At 73.7% G+C, this 17,186-nt stretch carries 8 protein-coding genes; 2 read left to right on the top strand and 6 right to left on the bottom strand.

From position 1 onward, the window contains the following. Positions 1-23: 23 nt before the first annotated feature. The 3 genes from OM076_RS27445 to OM076_RS27435 are packed head-to-tail and all read right to left on the bottom strand — an operon-like array spanning position 24 to position 7,628. Positions 24-3,299: an ABC transporter substrate-binding protein gene (locus tag OM076_RS27445; protein WP_270043308.1), complete on the bottom strand. Its 3,276-nt coding sequence runs from the start codon at positions 3,297-3,299 to the stop codon at positions 24-26. Between the two features lie 33 nt (positions 3,300-3,332). Beyond that, complete coding sequence (locus tag OM076_RS27440) at positions 3,333-5,474, bottom strand: AfsR/SARP family transcriptional regulator (protein ID WP_270043307.1); 2,142 nt, start codon at positions 5,472-5,474, stop codon at positions 3,333-3,335. A 15-nt stretch (positions 5,475-5,489) separates the two neighbouring features. Next, on the bottom strand, positions 5,490-7,628 hold the full coding sequence (locus OM076_RS27435; protein ID WP_270043306.1) for an MMPL family transporter: 2,139 nt from the start codon (positions 7,626-7,628) through the stop codon (positions 5,490-5,492). A 142-nt stretch (positions 7,629-7,770) separates the two neighbouring features. On the opposite strand from OM076_RS27435, the gene OM076_RS27430 reads away from it, so the two are divergent. Together OM076_RS27430 and OM076_RS27425 are read left to right on the top strand one after the other, a co-directional pair. Continuing rightward, entirely contained in the window at positions 7,771-10,038 is a 2,268-nt protein-coding gene (locus OM076_RS27430) for a sensor domain-containing protein (protein ID WP_270043305.1), read from the top strand. Positions 10,039-10,163: 125 nt separating this feature from the next. Then, positions 10,164-14,768, top strand: coding sequence for a family 78 glycoside hydrolase catalytic domain (locus OM076_RS27425; protein ID WP_270043304.1), 4,605 nt, complete (start codon positions 10,164-10,166; stop codon positions 14,766-14,768). Here OM076_RS27425 and OM076_RS27420 read toward each other — a convergent pair. From OM076_RS27420 to OM076_RS27410, 3 genes are read right to left on the bottom strand one after another with little or no spacing between them, the layout of a single operon-like run. Beyond that, the gene (locus tag OM076_RS27420; RefSeq protein WP_270043303.1) at positions 14,723-16,207 is read right to left on the bottom strand and encodes an MFS transporter; all 1,485 of its coding nucleotides are present in this window, start codon (positions 16,205-16,207) and stop codon (positions 14,723-14,725) included. The genes OM076_RS27425 and OM076_RS27420 overlap by 46 nt on opposite strands. Beyond that, positions 16,204-16,854 carry a DUF4386 family protein gene (locus tag OM076_RS27415; protein ID WP_270043302.1) on the bottom strand — a complete coding sequence of 217 codons (651 nt, stop codon included), beginning with the start codon at positions 16,852-16,854 and terminating at the stop codon, positions 16,204-16,206. The genes OM076_RS27420 and OM076_RS27415 overlap by 4 nt, the downstream gene beginning before the upstream one ends. Further along, a complete protein-coding gene (locus OM076_RS27410) occupies positions 16,851-17,162 on the bottom strand; it encodes a hypothetical protein (protein WP_270043301.1) in 312 nt (103 codons plus the stop codon). The genes OM076_RS27415 and OM076_RS27410 overlap by 4 nt, the downstream gene beginning before the upstream one ends. Positions 17,163-17,186: the final 24 nt, after the last annotated feature.

Below are 17,186 nucleotides of genomic sequence, written 5' to 3'. Positions count from 1 at the left end.
GTTTAAGTGCGGTAAAAGCCCTGCTAACGGACCCAGAACTGATCCAGCAGCGGGCCCAGGGCCGGGTTCAGCTGCGCGTTGCCGACGCGGTCGGAAACCAGCAGGAGCATGCGGCGGCTGAACAGCGGGATCACCGGCGCCGCCGCGAGCAGCTTGCGATCGAGCACGGCCCACTGCGCGTTCGCGTCGGCGCCGTGTGCCGCGAGCGCGGCGGTGACGCCGGCGTCCAGCGCGTGGTCGCAGAACCGCGAGGGGTTCAGGTTGGCCGCGGAGTTCGGAACGAAGTGCGCGCAGCTCAACGGCTCGAAGAAGCTCGACGGCGTGGGGTAGTCGTCGCTCCAGTTGAAGAACATCACCTGCGTGTGATGGCGCGAGTCGTCGATGTAGGCGTAGTACCGCGGCAAGGCGATCACCCGGGCGTGCGCCCGGTAGCCGAGCCGCTGGAGCACCTTGGCGGCGTAGCGCGCGACCGGCGCGAACCTCGGCGGACCCAACACCTCCACCCGCTGCCCTCGCGTGCCGGACTCCGCGACCAGCTGACGAGCGCGGTCCAGATCCGGCGCCGTCCAACGCCCGAGCGCCGACACGTCGCGGGTATACGGGCAGTTGGGCGCGTAGCCCGGCAACCCCGCCGGGAGGAACTGGCACGACAGGGTGTTGAGACTGCTGCCGCCCGCGACCTCGACCATGCGGCCGCGATCGATGGCGTAGTTGAGGGCCTGGCGCACCTTCGGGTCGTCGAACGGCCGCTCGTGCACATTGACGAAGAGGTAGGTGTTCGTCGCCGCGGGCCCCGCGTGCACGCGGCTGGCGTCGGCGAAGGCGATCGCGTGGGGCTCGGCAAGCCCTTTGAAGCCGCTGCCGTCACCCGCGAAGATGACGGCGTCCGAGCGGTCGCGCTGGACGGCGCTGACCTGCGCCGCCCCGTCGGCGGAGACGTTGGCGGTGATCGCGTCGGGATACCCGTCGGGGCGCGCCTCGCTCGACCACGAATGAAAGTACGGATTGCGCGTCAGCCGCACCTCTCGCTTCGGCGTGACTCCGGTGATCGCGTACGGGCCGGTTCCCGGGACGGGATGCCGCAGCAGCTTCACCGGCGTTGGCGCCGGAAGCACGAACGCCGGGAGCAGGGCCAGCTTGTACAGGAACTCGGAGTCGGCCTCCCGCAGGTGGAGGGTGATCGTCCGTGCCGCGTCGTCGGTCTCGATGCCTGCCGACAGGTCGCAACGGCGCGGCGTGCACGCGGCGGCGCCGGCGATGCCGTTGTAGAGCGGCGACGCCCCGAGGCGAATCGTGCGTTGGATCGACGCGCGGAAGTCACTTGGCCGCACCGGCGAACCGTCGGAGAACCGCGGCCCCTGGCGGAGCTGGAAGGTGTACGTGCGCCCGCCGTCGGCCGGCTCCGGGATGCTCTCGGCGAGGTCCGCGACGAGCGTGATGCCACCGACGCCCGGCACCCGCCGGAACGCGATCAGCCCGTCATAGGCGAGTGACAACACCGACCCGGCCTGCGAGTACGGCTCCGCCGCGTCGATGCAGGAGGTGCAGGTGAAGACCCCGCCCTCGGGGGCGATCTCGTAGCGGAGGGTCCCGCCGCGATGTGTCGCGGGTGACGCCGTCGCGCCCGTCCATACGTGGCCGTCGTAGAGGGTCACCGCCGACGGTGCGCTCCCGGTCGGGATCCGCCGAGTCTTGCCGGTGCCCGGATCGATCCGGATCACCGCGCCTTCGCCGTCCGCCACCCAGACGGCGCCGAGCCCGGTCGCCACCGCGACCGGACGGCCCCCGACCGGCACGATGCCACCGACGACACCGGTGGTCGCGCTGATCCGCGTGACGGTGCCGTCATCGCGATTGGCCACCCACACGCTGCCGAAGCCGACGGCGAGCGCGGCCGGGGCGTTCCCGACGCCGATCGTCTTCACGGGTGCGCCCGAGCGCGGATCGAGCTTGGTGACGAGCCGGTCCTCTTCGCTCGCCACCCAGACGGCGCCCGCACCCGCGGTGATCGCCGCCGGCCCGCCGGCCACGTCGATCGTGCGGCGCCGCCCGGAGCGCGTGAGATCGAGCCGGTTCACCTGGCCGTCGACGGCCGAGGACACCCAGACGGCGTCGCTCGTCACCGCCACGCCGCGCGGCGCGTTGCCCGCGGGGAGGCTGTCGACGACGCGGTTCGTGTTGAAATTGATCTGCTCGACGCGGCCGGTCTCGCCGTCGGCGACCCACAACGAGCTGCCACCGAAGGCGAGCGCGGTCGGCTCACCTCCGACGGGGATCGTGATGACCGAGCCGCCCGCACGGTCGATCCGCGAGACGGTGCCGTCGCGACCGTTGGCGCTCCACACCGACCCGGCGCCCGTCGCGAGCGCGCCGGGCGTGTGGCCGACGGAGTACTGGGGCGCGAGGATCCGCCCGGACGAGGGATCGATCACCCCCACCGTGTCCTCGGCGATGCGGTCGAGCCCGGCCGGGCCTCGCGACTGCGCGAAGATCAGCGCGGCCGCGCCGGCGACCGTGACGACGGCGGCACCGATCAGCCACCGCCACGACCGGCGCGCGCCGGTCGGCTCCCGGCGGGCGGGTGGACCGTCGAGCTCGGGATCCTGACGCAGGATCGCGTCGTTGAGACCTCGCAGCTCCGGGCCGGGCTCGAGCCCGACCTCGTCGAGCAGGAACGCACGACCCTGCCGGAACGCTTCGAGCGCGTCCGCCTGCCGGCCGCCGCGGTACAGCGCGAGCATCTGTTGCGCGCGCAGGTGCTCGCGCAGCGGATGGTCGTGGACCAGATCGTCGAGCTCGCCCGCCACCTCGGTGTGACGGCCCTCGGCCAGCGCGGTGTCGATCGCCGCCTCGCGCGCCTGCAGCCAGAGGTCCTCGAGCCGGCGGATCTCCGGAGCCGCGAACGGCTCGTTCGCGAGATCGTCGAGCGGCGGGCCGCGCCACAGCGCGAGTGCCTCCTGCGCATGCCCGCCGTTGTCCTGGGACCGGACAAGGCGCTCGAAGCGCAACGCGTCGACCGCATCGGGATCCACGCGCAGCTCGTAGCCGCGCCCGCGCGTGACGATCTCCGCCTCGCCCGGGAGCTGCTTGCGCAACTGCGAGACGAGCACCTGCACGAGCTTGGGCGCCGTCGCGGGCGGCCGATCTCCCCACAGCCCGTCGATCAGCCGGTCGACCGACACCGGCGCGTTGGCCTCCAGCGCCAGCATCGAGAGCAGCGCCCGTGGCTTCGGGCCGCCCAAGGGGACGTCCTGGCCGTCGTGGGTGGCCTCGACGAGGCCTAGAAGACGGATCTCCATCGCAATCGCTGCTCGTTCCGAGCCTATCCGGGATCAGCTCGATAGGCCGTCGAGCGCGACTCGAGCGCGTCCCCGCTCGCGTGCGGCCTCCTCGGGGCGGTTGGCCTCGAGCGCGAGCTCGGCGAGCGCGACGTGGCCGCGCGCGAGCTCGTACGGCGCGCGCATGCGGCTCCAGAGGTCGATCGCGTCCTCGAGCTCCGCTTTCGCCGTCGCCGTCTCGCCGCGGGCGCGGGCGAGCAGTCCGCGCGAGAACCGCAGCGATGCGCGGAGCTGCGCGGTGCCGGCCGCGGTGGCGAGCTCCTGCAGTTCCTCGACGCCCGCCTGGGCGGCGCCGAGGTCTTCTACGGCGAGCTGCACGCGGATCGCGAGTTCCAAGCCGGGCGCCCGGCCCAGGCGCTCGCCGGCGGGCAGGGCGCGCAGGTGGCGGGCGACCAGGTCCCGCGCGCCCAGCGCATCGCCGCGGTCCAGCGCGAGCTCGGCGAGGCACAGCTGGGCGGCGGGATGCCACGCGATCCGCTCGCACAGCTCCGCGGCCTCGTCCGGGCGACCCTGGCGCCGGCGCAGCTCCGCCAGGCGCAGGATGCTCTCGAAGACGAGCGCCGGCGCGCCCCGCTCGAACGCCCGCGAGGCGGCCTCCAGCTCAGCCTCCGCGTCGGTCCACCGGCCGCGCCGGATCAGCACCGACGCGTAGTGGGAGCGACAGAAGCCGAAGAGCTGCGGCACCTCCCAGCGCTCGCTGAAGCCCTGCACCGTCTCGCACCACTGCGCGGCGCGCTCGACGTCGTGGACGCGCTCGCACGCGTAGATCATGTGGCAGCACACGGCACCGGCGAAATGCAGCCCGGACAGCTCACCGGCGACGGCGGCGGCCGTCGCCTGGTCGAGGTCGCGCATGCCTTCGCCGACCTCGCCCGCCGCGACCCGTGCGAGGCCGGTGAGCGAGAGCGCGAGCATCTCCAGATCCATGACGCCGGCGCGCCGGCCGATGTCCAGCGCCCGGGCGGCGTGCTCGGCCGCCCGCCCGGCATCGCTGTGGGCGACCAGCGCGACCTCGCCTTCGAGGAAGGCGAGCCACCCCTGCTCGACGCTGTCGTCCTCGTCGCCGAGCAGCCGGTGGGCGTGGCCGAACCAGCCCTGCGCGACGGCGTCGTCGCCGCGGAAGACGACCGTGTCGTAGGCGAGCCACGCCGCGACGCGAGCGGCAGACCGCGGATCGCCGCGGGCGCGATAGGCGCGGAACGCGCGTGCCCGTGCGTCCAGGCTCGCGTCGCCCTCGCCGAGGAAGCGCGCCGCCTGCGCCCAGCCCTCGAGCGCCTCGGCCTGCTCGTTGTCGCCGAACGCCGCCTTGGCCTCGTCCCACGCGCCTCGGGACAGCGCCTCGAGACCCGCGGCGAGACTGCGCGACGGTGCGACGTCGCCGGCGATCGCGGTGGGCGCGAGCTCGAGCGACGGGTCCTGGTTGAGGATCCGTCCCTGCAGCTCGCGCAGCTCGAGCGACGGTTCGAGGCCGAGATCGTCGCGCAGGCCGGCGTGGAACTCCTGGTAGACCGCGAGCGCGTCGGCGTGCCGGCCGGAGCGGTAGAGCGCGAGCATCGACTGCCGGCGAAGGCGCTCGCGCAGCGGGAACCGCGCGACCTCGCCCGCCAGCTCCGCGACCAGCTCCGCGTGCCGACCCGCGAGCAGGTCGGCCTCGACGCGGTCCTCGAGACAGATCAGGCGCAGCTCCTCGAGCCGGTGGCGCTCGACCTGCGCGAACGGCTCGGCGAACTCGGCGAGCGCCTCGCCGCGCCACAGCCCCAGCGCCTCGCGTAGCGTCGCCCCGGCGGTGACGGCCTCACCCGCTTCGAGCGCCGCGTGGCCGGTGCGGCGCAAGCGATCGAAGCGGCCGGCGTCGATCGCCTCGACATCGACCTCGACGAGGTACCCGGGCGGGCGGGTCACGAGCACCTCGCCCGGCAGCGCCTTGCGCAGCTGCGACACGTAGATCTGGACCATCTTCGCGGCCGAGTCCGGCACGTGCTCGCCCCACAGGTCCTCGACCAGGCGGTCGATCGCGACCGTGCGGTTGGGCGAGACCAGCAGCCGGGCGAGCAACGCGCGCGGCTTGAGCCCGCCCAGGCCGACAGGTGTGTCGCCTTCGAGGACTTCCATCGGGCCGAGCAGCCGGAACTCCATTCGCCTGTGGCGAACCTACCAGCGACTCGACGGCTCCAGCTGCCCCGGGGCGGGCTCGCCCACGGGTTGCTCGTGGCCGGGGCCGACGTCCGGGACCAGGCGGTCGAGCCACGCCGGCATCCACCAGGCGCGCGCACCGAGCAGACGCAGCACGACCGGCTGCAGCAAGAGCCGGATCAGCGTGGCGTCGAGCAGCACCGCGACGGCGAGGATGACGCCCATCTCCCGGGGCGCGATCGGGCCCGCGAGCGCGAACGTCATGAAGACCACCACCATCACGCCGGCGGCGGCGTTGATCACGCGCCCCGTGCCGGTCAGCCCTTCGACGAGCGCCTGGCGGGCGTCGCCCGTGCGGTCGAAGACCGCCTTCACCGTGGCGAGCAGGAACACGGTGTAGTCCATCGCCAGCGCGAAGATCAGCGCGAAGAAGAAGATCGGCGCCCACGCGTCGACGAAGCCCTGGGACTCCCAGCCGAGCAGGTGGTCGAGCACGCCTTCCTGGAACACGAGCCGGGCGACGCCGAAGGCCGCGGCGGTCGCGAGCAGGCTCATCGCCACGGCGGCAGCGGCGGCGATCGGCGCCCGCAACAGCGCCAGCAGCAGCAGGAAGCCGAGGCCGAGGGCGACGCCCACGACGATCGGCAACCGGGAGGCGAGCGCCCGCTCGAGGTCACGCGTCTCGGCGGCGGGGCCGCCGAGCAGCGCGCCCGGCGGCAGCTCGTCGCGGACGCGGTCGATCGTCGCGTTCAGACCCGCGGCATCCGGGATCGCGGTGAGCAGGACGACGCCGTGCGAGCGCTCCACCGGCGCGACCGCCGTGATGCCCCGGTCACGCTCGAGCGCCGACCGCGCGGCCGCCGCGTCCGGCTCGCGCACCACGATCTGCAGCGCGCTCGCGGCGCCGTTTCCGAACGCCCGCTCGAGCAGCTCCTGCCCCTGCCGTGAGCCGGCATCGGCTCCCAGTGCCGCAGCGGTCGGCATCCCGGTGCGCAACCCGAGCGCCGGGGCGGCGAGCGCCAGCAGGATCGCGATGGCCGCTGTGCCGTAGGGCAGCGGCCGCGCCCACAGGCGAGCGCCCCAGACCGCGAAGCGCTCGCTGCGGTGATCGACCGCACCGCGCATGCGCACGCGGCCGCCGTTGATCCGGTCGCCCAGGCGCGCCAGGACCGCGGGGAGCAGCGTCAGGGTCGCGGCGAGCACCATCGTCACCGCGAGCCCGATGCCGATCGGGACGGTGCGGAACGCCGGGACCGGGACCAGCGTCAGGGCCAGCAGCGCGGCGATGACGGTCAGGCCGGACACGAGGACCGCCTTGCCCGCGGTGGCCATCGTGACGGTCGTCGCCTCACGCGGGGACAGCCCCGCCGCGAGCGCGGAGCGGAAGCGGACGACAATGAAGAGCGCGTAGTCGATCCCGAGCGCGATCGCGAACATCATCGCGAAGTTCATCGCCCAGATCGACACGTCGGCGAACTGCCCGAGGATGAACAGCGACCCGCCGGCGCCGAGCAGGCCCGCCATCGTGAGCAGCAGCGGCAGCCCGGCCGCGACGAGCGTGCCGAACGCGAACACGAGCAGCACGAGCGTCAGCGGCCAGGAGAGCAGCTCGGACTTGAGCATCGCCGCCTTGTTCTCGGCATTGAAGTCCGACCACATCGCGGCGGGTCCGGTGAGGCGGACGGCGATGCCGTCCGCGGACAGGCGCGTGAGGCGGGACTTGAGGCGGCCGGCGGCCTCCACCATCTCGTCCGGTCTCCCGCCCGCCAGGCCGAGCACGACCGCGCTGCTGCCATCGCGTGACCGCTGCGGGACCGGCACCCCGGACACCGCGTCGTCGCTGCGCAGGACCGTCACCACCCGCGCGACGGTGGCGCGCAGCGCCGGGTCGTCGCGCCGGCCCGCCACGACGACGGAGAGCGCATAGCTGCCCGCGCCCGGGAAGCGCGCCTCGAGCGCGCTCCGCGCGGCCACGGATTCCGAGCCAACAGCCTCCCAGCCGGCGCCCGACAGCGCCCGGTCGGCGAAGGGCGCGAGCGCGCCCAGGGCGATGACGATCCCGAGCCAGACGATCGCGACCGCCCGGCTGTGGTCCGCCGCCCACCCGCCCAGGCGGCCCAGCCGGCTCGCGGGTTGTCCTGCCGTTGACTGCTGCATCGTCGTCTCCTGGCGTTGGTTTCGCCGGGAGTGCAGCGCCGCGCGGTTGGACGCCGGTAGGACGCCGGTAAACCCGGCGGCTCACCTCACCGGGGGACGGTCGCTACAGAGAGCACACCCGCGGGTCGATCACCCCGAGCACGTGGAGAGAGCACGCGTGATCTCGAGCCGCCGCCTGTGGGCCGCGGCAGGCGCGCTCGTGCGCGGCCGGCTGAGCGATCGCGAGCGTCGGGCGCTGGAGGAGAGCCGCCGCTTCGAGCGCGGCTTCGAGGAGGCGACGATCGCGATGGCGATCGCGGGCCCCGATCTGCGCTGGATCCGCGTCAACGCGGCGCTCGGCGCGCTGCTGGGCCGTGCGCCGTCCGACCTGGTCGGCCGCTGCGCGCTGGATCTCACCCACCCCGACGATCGGGCGATCTCGGTCAACCTGCACGACGGCGTGATCGCGGGGAGCCAGCCGGCACCGCTGGAGAAGCGGCTGATGCACCTCGACGGCACCGCGATCCCGGTGCTGCTGACCACCGCGCTGATCGACGGCCCGGACGGCGTGCACTTCTTCACGCAGTTGCAGGACCTTCGCGAGCGCCGCCGCGCCGACCGGCTCAGCCACGCCGTCGCGGAGCTGAGCCGCGTCGCCCTCGAGGTGCCCGACGTGCCGGCGCTGATGCGCCGGGTCGTGCAGATCGTCCAGGAGGCCGCCCGGGTCGACTCGTGCGCCGTCATGCTGCGTCACGAGAGCGACGGCATGCTGCGCGTCGTCGCCCGCGACTGCGGCGTGACCGGCGACGAGCCGGTGGTGCCGGCCGGCACGGCGTCCCAGGTCGGCTACACGCTTGCCGTCGGCGAAGTCGTGCTCACGAACGACCTGGAGCGCGAGCGCCGCTTCACCACCCTCCCGGAGGTGCTGGAGGCCGGGATGCGCCGCGGGTTGAGCGCCCCCGTCCGGTCGACGCGCGGCGACGGTGGCGCCGCCGTGCTGATCGTCCACCGGACGGCGCTGCGGTCCGAGTTCGGGCCGGCGGACGTCCGCTTCGTCGAGGCGGTCGCGAACGTGCTCGCCTCCGCGCTCGAGCGGGCCCACGCGGAGGCCGAGGTGCGCTCGCGCGCGCTGCACGATCCGCTGACCGGTCTGGCCAACCGGGCGTTCCTCGACGCGCACATCCCGCAGGCGCTCGCGGCCGCGGAACGCGAGGGCGAGGAGGTCGCGCTGCTGCTGATGGACCTCGATCGCTTCAAGGTCGTCAACGACACGCTCGGCCATGGGGCGGGGGACGAGCTGCTGCGCGTCGTGGCGCAGCGCCTGCGCGAGAACGTCCGCGGCGGCGACGTCGTGGCCCGCTTCGGCGGCGACGAGTTCGTGGTCGCCTGCGATCGTGCCAGCTCGGTGCTGACGGTCGCCGCGCTCGCCGAGCGCCTGATCAGAGAGCTCGAGCGGCCGATCCTCGTGGGCGGGCGCGAGCTGTTCGTGAGCGCCAGCGTCGGGATCGTCGTGGCCGACGCGCACCACGCCAACGCCGACTCGCTGCTGCGCGACGCGGATGTGGCCATGTACCGCGCGAAGGAGAGCGGCGGCGGCCGCTACGAGATCTTCGACGCCGACCTGCGTGCGCGCGTCCTCCGGCGTCTCACCGTGGAGCACGAGCTTCGCGGGGCGATCGCCGACGGCCAACTCGAGCTGCATCTGCAGCCCCTGGTCGCGCTGGCGGGAGGCGAGCTGCGCGGTTTCGAGGCGCTCGTCCGCTGGCGTCATCCCGAGCGCGGGCTGGTGCCGCCGGGCGAGTTCATCCCGGTGGCGGAGGAGACCGACCTGATCGTGCCGGTCGGGCGGTGGGTGCTGCGGGAAGCGTGCCATCGGCTGGCCACGCTGCAGGCGCTCACACCGGCTCGGATCGGCATGTCCGTGAACCTGTCGCCGCGCGAGCTCACGCCCGAGCTGCCGAGCCACGTGCAGCTGACGCTGCACGCCGCCGGGGTGAGCGCGGAGGACCTGACGCTCGAGATCACCGAGACGCTGCTGGTCAAGGATGGCGGCGCGGTGCGTGTGCTGGAGCAGCTGCGCGCGCTCGGCGTGCGCATCGCGCTCGACGATTTCGGCACCGGCTGGTCCTCGCTGGCCTCGCTGCGCCGCTACCCCGTGGACGTGCTGAAGCTCGACCGCTCGCTGATCGCGTCGATCGACTGCGACGAGCAGGCCGCCGCCGTCACGCGCGCGGTGGTCGCGATGGCGCACGCGCTGGGGCATGTCGTCGTCGCCGAGGGGATCGAGCGCCCCGCGCAGGCCGCCGCGTTGCGCGCGCTCGGCTGTGAGCTCGGCCAGGGGTATCTGTTCTCGCGCCCGGTCCCCGCCACCGAAGCCGCGGAGCTGCTCCGCGCGCGTCCCAGGGCCGTCGCGGGCGTCCTCAACGACTGAGGTCGCGTGAGCGCGGGGCTACGCGCCGATGAGAGGACTGGTACCTTGTGACCGGTACTGGTCGTTTGTGGTGAATGTGGCGGTCGCAGGGGGAGAGAGTGCACATGTCGGGAACCATCCGACGGTTGCTGTTGGTCGTCGCCGTTGTCGCGACGACGCTGTCGAGCGCGGCGTCCGCACGCGCGGATGAGCGCGTCGGGGTGGACGACCTCCGCGTCGAGCGCAAGGTCGAACCGGTCGGGATCGATCTCGACCGCCCACGCTTCTCGTGGGTGAACGAGTCCCGGGAGCGCGACGTCGAGCAGCGGGCGTATCGCCTGCGCGTCAGCACCGCCGGAAAGACCGTGTGGGACAGCGGCCTCGTCCGCACGCGCGAGTCGGTGGACGTCGAGTACACCGGCCCGCGGCTCGCCGCGGCGACCCGCTACGAGTGGCGCGTCGACGTCCAGACCAACCGCGGTGACGGCTCCGCGCAGTCGCGCTTCCGCACCGGTCTCTATGCCGAGGCGGACTGGGCCGGCAGCGCCTGGATCGGCAACGCGCGCCGGCCGCGCGGCGGTGCGCAGCTCACCGTCGACGGCGCCTCGTGGATCTGGACGCCGGAGGCGACCACCCCGGTCGCCCCGGCTGAGCCGCGCGCGTTCCGGCACACGCTCACCGCGCCCGCGGGCAAGACCGCCGCGAGCGCGGAGATCGTCATCACCGCCGACGACTCCTACCGGCTCTGGGTCAACGGGCGCCTGCTCGGCAGCACGGCCGGCGCGGAGAACGAGTGGCAGCAGTCGCGCCGCTTCGAGACGGCGCTGGACCGGGCCCGCAACGTCATCGCGGTGCGCACGACGAACGGGCCCGGCTCCCCGGCCGGGCTGATCGCCAACCTCCGCGTCCGCTACACGGACGGCTCGGAGGAGACGGTCGCGACCGGCGCGGCCTGGAAGGCGGCCAAGACGTTCCCGGAGGACTTTTTCGGACCTGACTTCGACGACACGAGCTGGGGCACCGCGTTCGTGCAGGCGGCCTACGGCAGCGGGCCCTGGGGTCGCAACGTGCGCGCTCCGCGCGACGAGGCCCGCCCCGCGCCCCTGCTGCGGCGCGAGTTCACGGTCGGCGGGCGCGTGCGCAACGCGACGCTGTTCTACGCCGCCGGCGGCTACGCGGACTTCTCGCTCAACGGCGCGCCGGCGAGCAAGGACGTGCTCTCGCCGGGCTTCACCGACTACGACGACACGGTCCAGTACACGACCGCCGACCTCACCGACCGGCTCAGGCCCGGCGCCAACGCGCTGGGCATCCAGCTCGGCCGCGGCTTCTACGGGATGACGGGCGGCAACGTGTGGCGCTGGGAGTCTCCGCCGTGGCACGACGAGCCGGTCGTGCGCGCGCGGCTGCGGATCGAGTACGAGGACGGCCGCGTGCAGGATGTGGTCACCGACGACGGCTGGCGGATCGCCGACGGGCCGACCGTGTTCGACGACCTCTACGGGGGCGAGACCTACGACGCGCGCCTGGCCGTCGACGGCTTCGACCGGACCGGCTTCGACGACCGCGCGTGGGCACCGGCCAGCGAGGTCGCCGGGCCCAAGGGCGTGCTCGTCAACCAACGCCAGCAGCCGATCCGCGTCACGGAGTCACTGCCGGCGGTCGCGATCACCGAGCCCGCGCCGGACGTCTACGTCGTCAAGTTCCCGCGCGTGCTCGCGGGCTGGGTCGAGCTCGCGGCGAGCGGGCCGGCGGGCACGACCATCCGCGCCCAGTACGGCGAGAAGCTGCTCGCCAACGGGCGGCCGGACTTCTCCAACAACGGCGGCTTTCAGTCCGGGTTCCAGACGGACCGCTTCATCCTCGCCGGGACCGGCGCGGCGGAGCGCTGGCACGCGCGGTTCTCCTACAAGGGCTTCCAGTACATCGAGGTCACGGGCTGGCCCGGCGACGCGCCGCCGCCGCTGAGCGCGTTCACCGCGCAGGCCGTCCATACGGACGTGCCGACGACGGGCACGTTCGAGAGCGCGAGCGACCTGATGAACCGCACGCACCGCGCGGTCGTCGACACGCTGCTCAACAACCTGCACGGCATCCCCACCGACACGCCGATGTTCGAGAAGAACGGCTGGACCGGCGACGCCGCGCTCGGGGCGGAGATGTTCATGCTCAACTTCGACGCCCACGAGCTGTTCGCGAAGTGGATGCGCGACGTGCACGAGACCCGTGAGCCCAACGGCCGGCCGCTGGTGATCGCGCCGAGCTCCGGCGACTGGGGCGTGTGGGGCATCGCGCCGCCGTGGCACTCGGCCTACGTGCTGATCCCCGAATGGCTGGACCAGTACGGCGGCGACCGCCGCGTGCGGACCGAGCTCTATGACGGGATGAAGCGCTATGTCGACCTGGAGTTCGACACGAGCGCGGGCGGGATCGTCAATAACGCGCGCCTCGGCGACTGGGTCAGCCCGGAGGCGAGCCCGGCGGGCGGCAACGCGCCCGAGGACCTGCGCGTCTCGGCCACGGCCTACCTGTACACGATGCTGCGCAGCGTCGAGCGCAGCGCCAGGCTGCTGGGCCGCACGGCCGACGCGGCGCAACTCGGCGCCCGCGCGGCGACGGTCAAGACCGCGTTCAACGAGCGCTTCCTGGACCGCGCGCAGGGCTTCTACCGCGGGTCCGGTGACCGCGGCTACCGGCAGACGCACAACGTGCTGGCCGTGGCCTTCGGGCTGGCGCCCGACGCCGAGATCGAGCAGCGGGTCGTCGACAGCATCGCCGCCGACGTCCACGGCCGCGGCGACACGCTCAACACCGGCGTGCTCGGCACGAAATACCTGCTGCCCGTGCTCACCGAACACGGCCACGCGGACCTCGCGCAGCGGCTCGCGACCCAGACGGCGTACCCGAGCTGGGGCTACATGCTCGAAAACGGCGCGACGTCGATGTGGGAGCACTGGGCGCTCGAGGCGCGCTCGCGCGGCCACTACTTCCTCGGCACCGTCGACGACTGGTACTTCCACCACGTGGCGGGCATCCAGGCCTCGCAGACGGCGGGCTACCGCGAGCTCACGATCGCCCCGGCGGTCACGGGCGAGCTTGAGTGGGCGCGCGCGACGACGCAGACGCCGTATGGGCCGGTGACGAGCGACTGGCGCAACCGCGGCCGGACGCTGGAGCTGCGCGTCGACGTGCCGGTGGGGGCGACCGCGACCGTGCACGTGCCGGCCGAGAACCCGTACGCCGTCACCGAAGGCGGCGACCCCGTGGGCGAGGCGGACGGCGTGCACGCGGTCCGCGACGGTGGCGACACCGTGCTCGTGACCGTCGGCTCCGGCCGTTACACGTTCGTCGCCGACGAGCGGATGGCGCTGGCGGGCCGCGCGCTCGAGCGCATCGACGCCTTGGCCGCGGCGGTGCGCACCACCGACCTGCGCCCGAAGGACGCGCGCGAGCTGTTGGACTCGCTCGACGAGGCATCCGATCGCGGCCTGAAGGCGCTCAAGCGCCTGCGCTCGGGCGACATCACCGACGCCGCGCAAGCGCTCGCGCGGGCCGTGCGCGCGCTCGACGAGTTCGACGCCGACCTGCGCCACACGCCGCGGCCCGCGCTCTCCGCGGGGTCCGCCGCGGTGCGCGAGGCGCTCGGCGCGGCGATCTCCGACTACCTCGAGCTGCGCCTGGAGGCGGCGATCGATCCCTCCCCGGCGCGGCCGGGAGACCCCGCGACCGCGCGCGTCACCATCGCCAACGGGGCGCGAGCGACCCTCGACGACGTGCGGGCGACGCTGACGGGGCTCGGCGCCGCGTGGCGGGTGAACCCCGCCGAGGCGCGGGTCGCGAACACGCTGCGGACGCGGGCGACCGGGGTCGGGCGGTTCACGCTCAGCGTCCCGGAGGCGCAACCACCGGGCACGGTCGACGCCCACGCGCGGGTCCGGTACGAGTTCGAGCGCGTCGAGGTCGCCGTCGAGGCGCCGCTGACCGTCGAGATCGTCTCGGCGATCACGGTCGCGGACGTGCGGGTGACGCCGTCGCCGGCCCGGCCGGGGCAGACCGTCACGGTCATCGCGACGCTGCGAAACGCCGGGCGCAGCGCGGCGACCGGTGAGGCGCGCATCGGCGTCCCGAGCGGCTGGGAGGCGCCGGCGGCCCAGCCGGTCACCATCCCGGCGGGCGGCGAGCTCGACGTGACCGCCACCGTGGTCGTCCCGCGCAACGCCGACCAGTCCATTCAGGACGTGACGGTCACGGTCACGGTCACGGGCGGCGGGGGAGCGGTGCTCGCCGGCGGGTCCGCGGCGTTGCGGGTCGAGATCGGCCCGCTGCCGGCCAACCCCTACGACCGCGTCGACCTCGGCAATAGCGCCTCCGAGCAGGTGCATGGCCTGACCGCCGCTGCATCGTCGGGCACCAACACCGAGGCGGGCCTCACCCGCCGCTACGCGGGGCACCTGACGCCGTTCTCGTGGTTCGAGTTCGACGTGAGCGTGGTGAAGGACAGCGCGTTCGTGCTGCGGGTCGTCGAGACCTACGACCGCGCCCAGACCAAGCGCTACAAGGTCTATGTCGACGGTCAGGAGGTGCTGCTGCGCACGTTCTCCCGCGGCAGCGGCGGCACGGAGACCTACGAGTTCGTCGTCCCGGCGGCGCGGGCCACGGACGACCGCGTGCGCATCCGGTTCGAGAACCAGGACGACCCCGCGTTCTACGACCCGTCGATCGCGGACGTCTGGACACTGCCGCTGGGGTGAGGTCGGCGATGAGCCGGGAGGTACCGCCAGGCGAGCAGCGCGCCCAGCGCGACGGCCGCCGCGACGACGATCGACGCCGTCGACAGCGCGTCCACGAACGCCTCGCGCGCCGCCTCGGCGACGGCCGGGCCGCTTGCCACGGCGGCGCCGAGCGAGTCGCGTGCGGCGGCGGGCGCTCCGGCGGGCAGCGCGCCCGAGTACAGCGACGACATGATGCTGCCGACGACGGCGACGCCCAGCGCGCCGCCGAGCTCGCGGCTCGTGTCGTTGACGGCCGAGCCGATGTTCGCCCGCTCGGGCGGGAGCGACGTCATGATCGCCTCGGTCGCCGGCGCGCCCGCCAGGCCCATCCCCGCGCCCATCAGCACGAAGGCGAGGGCGAGCCGTGCGTAGCCACCGTCGGACGCGATCGTCGCGCCGACCGCCAGGCCGGTCGCGAACAGCGCCAAGCCGGTCGTGACGACCCGCTTGGTCCCGAACGCCGCGACGAGCTTGGCCGACAGGATCGCGAAGACGATCATCGCCCCGGCGTAGGGGAGCAGGCGCACGCCCGCCGCTGTCGGGGAGAACCCGAGCACGAACTGCAGGTACTGGGTCGAGAGGAACAGGAACCCGAACAGCGCGAAGAAGAGGATCGTGATCGTCCCGCTCGCCGCGGTGAAGCGTGGGTCGCGGAACAGGCGCAGGTCGAGCAGCGGCGCGGCCGCACGCCGCTGCTGGACCACGAAGGCGGTCAGGACGATCGCGGCGAGCGCGCCCGCGGCGAGCACCGGGCCGGAGGTCCAGCCCTTCCCCGGGGCCTCGATGATCGCCCACACGAGCGCGACCAGCCCGACGCCCGAGAGCGCCGCGCCGAGCCAGTCGATGCGCGGCGCCGCCGGATCGCGGGACTCGGGCACGACCCGAAGGCCGACGACGATCGCGATCACGCACAACGGCACGTTGACCAGGAAGATCGACCCCCACGCGAAGTGCTCGAGCAGCCAGCCGCCGGCCACCGGCCCGATGGCGACGCCGAGGCCCGCCGTCGCCGCCCAGAGGCCGACCGCCAGCGCCCGCTCGCGCGCGTCCGTGAACACCGTGATCAGCAGCGAGAGCGTCGCGGGCATGATGAACGCGGCCCCGGCGCCCATGACCGCCCGGCCGGCGATCAGGGCGTCGACGCCGCCGGCGAAGGCGGCGGCGGCCGACGAGGCGCCGAAGACGGCCAGCCCGGCGAGCAGCGTGCGGCGCCGGCCGAACCGGTCGCCGAGCGTCCCGGCCAGCAGCAACAGGCCCGCGAACGCGAGCGTGTAGGCGTCGACGACCCACTGCAGCTCGCTCAGGTCCGCGTCGAGCTCGCGCGCCAGCGTCGGCAGCGCGACGTTGACGATCGTGTTGTCGATGACGATGGCGAGCAGGCTGACGCACAGCACGCCGAGCGCGACCCAGCGGCTCATGGCGCCGCCACCGCCCGCCGTCCGCGCACCAGCAGGACCACGCCGAAGGCGATCAGCCACAGGCTCCAGAGCACGTAGCCGATGAAGTTCGCATCGTCGACGACCGGAAGGTCCAGCGGGGAGATGACGCCGACGGCGACGAGCCCGGCGGCGACGGTGCCCAGCGCGACGAACCAGGTCCCGGCGAAGGCCCGCCCGAGCGCGCGGAGCACCAGCAGCGTCCACGCGGCGGTGAGCGCATAGCCGAGCGTCTCCCCGATCGCGGTCCCGAGGATGTCACTCGCGGTCCGGAACGCGTCGGCGTTCCCGTCGGCGGCGTAGCCGGGGACGAGGATCGGCCACCGCAGCAGGCCGATGACCTGCACGACCGCGGCGGCGATCCCGACCCAGACGGCGATGCGCATCGCGGGCGCGGCCGACAGCCGCCGCACGCCGATCGCGATCGGGGCGAACAGCGCGGCGGACAGCGCGAGGACCGAGAACCAGGCGCTCACGGCGCCCTCGTGCGCGCGGAATGACCGCAGGACTTCGCCGGCGGGCTCGTCGAGCACGTCCGGGTAGTTGAAGAGCGAGCCGAGTGCGGTGAAGGCCAGGTTGGCCAGCACGGCGGCGGCGATCAGGAGCGATCCGGTCACTTTGGGGCTCATGCCCCCTCCTTTCTCGAGGCGATGTACGCCACGAGGACGTTGTCGGGGTGGTCGATGAGGTGATCCCGCGCAAGGGCGTCGACGAGGTCGCGCTCGCCGCGCCGGTGCGCGGCGGCGATGGCCACGAGCTGGCGGTCGCGCGTCGTCGCCGCGACGCCCTCGGCGCGGGCCAGGAGCGCGTCGGCGTCGGGGGCGAACAGCGCCGCCGCGACGAGGACGAGCGGGTCGTCGCTGCTGCGCGACGCCCGCAGGATCGCCGCCACCGCCGCGTCGTCGCCGACGACGAGCCGGCTGAGCAGATGGTCCATTCACGCAGCGTCTAGAGCGCCGCT

This window comes from Solirubrobacter ginsenosidimutans (assembly GCF_027587205.1).
This window is presented reverse-complemented; position numbering and strand designations above follow the sequence as displayed.